Below are 1,828 nucleotides of genomic sequence, written 5' to 3'. Positions count from 1 at the left end.
TTACTTCCCACTATGACGGTTTACGCTTTTTCATGAAACCCGTTGAGCAGCGCGGTAATCTCCATGACATCTTTAGTGACCGATATTCTCCCCGAACGTACGAACTGCATAATACCAAAGGGTTTTAGCTCATCGTACATTTTATCGACCTCGCTACGTCTGCCCGTCTTTGATATGACAAAAAAATCCCTAGCTACGGTAACTATCTGCGAATGGTTCTCTTTGATGATATTCTGTATCTGCCGTTCGTCGAACAATAGGTTGGAGGCACTCTTGAACAGCGCTGATTCTTGAAAAATGGTCTCCTCGTCGGTGTGGTAAAAGGCCTTGATCACCTCGATCTGTTTTTCGATCTGGCGAACGATTTTTCGCGTCCAATCTTCCGTAGTAAAGGTCACGATCGTGAACTTAGAAACTCCATCGATTTCTGACCTAGATACGTTTAAGCTCTCTATATTAATGTGCCGCTTTAAAAATATTCCCGATATTCTATTCAGCAATCCGACGTTGTTCTCGGAATAGACCGAAATGGTGAACCAAGCTTTTTTCATTGTTACGTATTAATGATTACTTTTTTTTTGACCGCAATAATCAATCCCGTCGACCAGTTCATTTTGGTTAGGGTAAAATCGTCGCGTTTTTCCAAATAGGCGACCAATCCATCTGCTTTTTCCTGATGCCCGTCGGGCCAATTCGGCTGTACGCTCATATCGTCGATAACGTAAAAACCCCCTACGTTGATCAAATCCAGTATTTCATCGATTTCGCTATACTTTCCTGGCCAAGCATCTGCAAATATGAGGTCAAAGGCCGCTCCATTGTATACTTTTATCCATTCCGCACCCTCTTGGCAGACAATTTCCAATCGCTTGTCTTCCCCGAAATAGGACGTGGCGATGTCGATCAGCCCAGGGTCGTTGTCTACGGTAATCAAATGGGACTCCCTATCCATACCGTCGACCGTCCACGAAAGGCTTAATCCGATGCCGGTGCCCAGTTCCAAAAATCGCCCTTTCGGCTTTGAGGCGATAAGGGTTTTAAGAAAAGTGCCGATATAGATATCCGAAGGCATGGTAAAGCCGATCTCTTCGGATTTTCCTTGGATTTTTTGAAGGATTTTCGGTTTGTTTTGGATGTTGGTGTCGTTCATTTCAGCCGAATATCGGAAACCGACGCGCCTGAGGGAATCATCGGGAATACATTATCTTCCTGTTCAACCTTGACCTCTAAAAAATACGGCTTATCCGAAGCCATCATTTTCTGTATCGTCACTTTCAGGTCTTTGCGCTCGCTGACCCTTTTGGCCTCTATATGGTAGCCTTCCGCAATCTTTACAAAATCGGGATTGACCATGACCGTTGACGCATAGCGCTTTTCGAAAAACAGCTCTTGCCATTGGCGTACCATGCCCAAATGATCGTTGTTCAGCACTACGATTTTTACCGGTACCTGATGCTGGAAAATAATACCCAGTTCCTGAATCGTCATCTGATAGCCGCCATCGCCGATAATAGCGACCACTTCACGGTCCATCGCCCCCATCTTCGCTCCAATGGCCGCAGGAAGGGCAAAGCCCATAGTTCCGAGGCCGCCGGAAGTAATATTACTTTTGGACTGATTGAACTTCGCATAGCGACAGGCAATCATCTGGTGCTGTCCCACGTCTGAAACGATGACCGCTTTGTTTTCGGAAGCCAAATTGATTTCTTCGATGACTTCGCCCATGGTCAAACCTTCCTTGGTGGGATGGATATCATGTTTAATAACCGTATCGAATTCGATTTGGTATTTTTCCTGAAAAACTTTGTGCCAGGCCTTGTGCTCGTTC

The 1,828-nt window shown here is 45.5% G+C and carries 3 protein-coding genes; all 3 read right to left on the bottom strand.

Features of this window, described 5'->3' with window-relative positions; translation table 11 throughout:
* Positions 1-20 precede the first annotated feature (20 nt).
* Positions 21-551 (bottom strand): acetolactate synthase small subunit, encoded by a 531-nt coding sequence (gene ilvN, locus ACEW8S_RS05840; protein ID WP_373517240.1) that lies wholly within the window; start codon positions 549-551, stop codon positions 21-23.
* Positions 552-553: 2 nt separating this feature from the next.
* Positions 554-1,150: an O-methyltransferase gene (locus ACEW8S_RS05835; protein ID WP_373517239.1), complete on the bottom strand. Its 597-nt coding sequence runs from the start codon at positions 1,148-1,150 to the stop codon at positions 554-556.
* Positions 1,147-1,828: thiamine pyrophosphate-dependent enzyme (locus tag ACEW8S_RS05830; RefSeq protein ID WP_373517238.1), on the bottom strand; the 682-nt coding region annotated here is incomplete at its 5' end. The genes ACEW8S_RS05830 and ACEW8S_RS05835, both read right to left, overlap by 4 nt.

The sequence above is a fragment of the Pricia sp. genome, from assembly GCF_041745955.1.
Classification (GTDB): Bacteria; Bacteroidota; Bacteroidia; order Flavobacteriales; family Flavobacteriaceae; genus Pricia.
This window is presented reverse-complemented; position numbering and strand designations above follow the sequence as displayed.

Coding starts and splice junctions, on each gene's coding strand:
- ilvN (WP_373517240.1), bottom strand. CDS start 551: ATGAAAAAAGCTTGGTTCACCATTTCGGTCTATTCCGAGAACAACGTC.
- ACEW8S_RS05835 (WP_373517239.1), bottom strand. CDS start 1,150: ATGAACGACACCAACATCCAAAACAAACCGAAAATCCTTCAAAAAATC.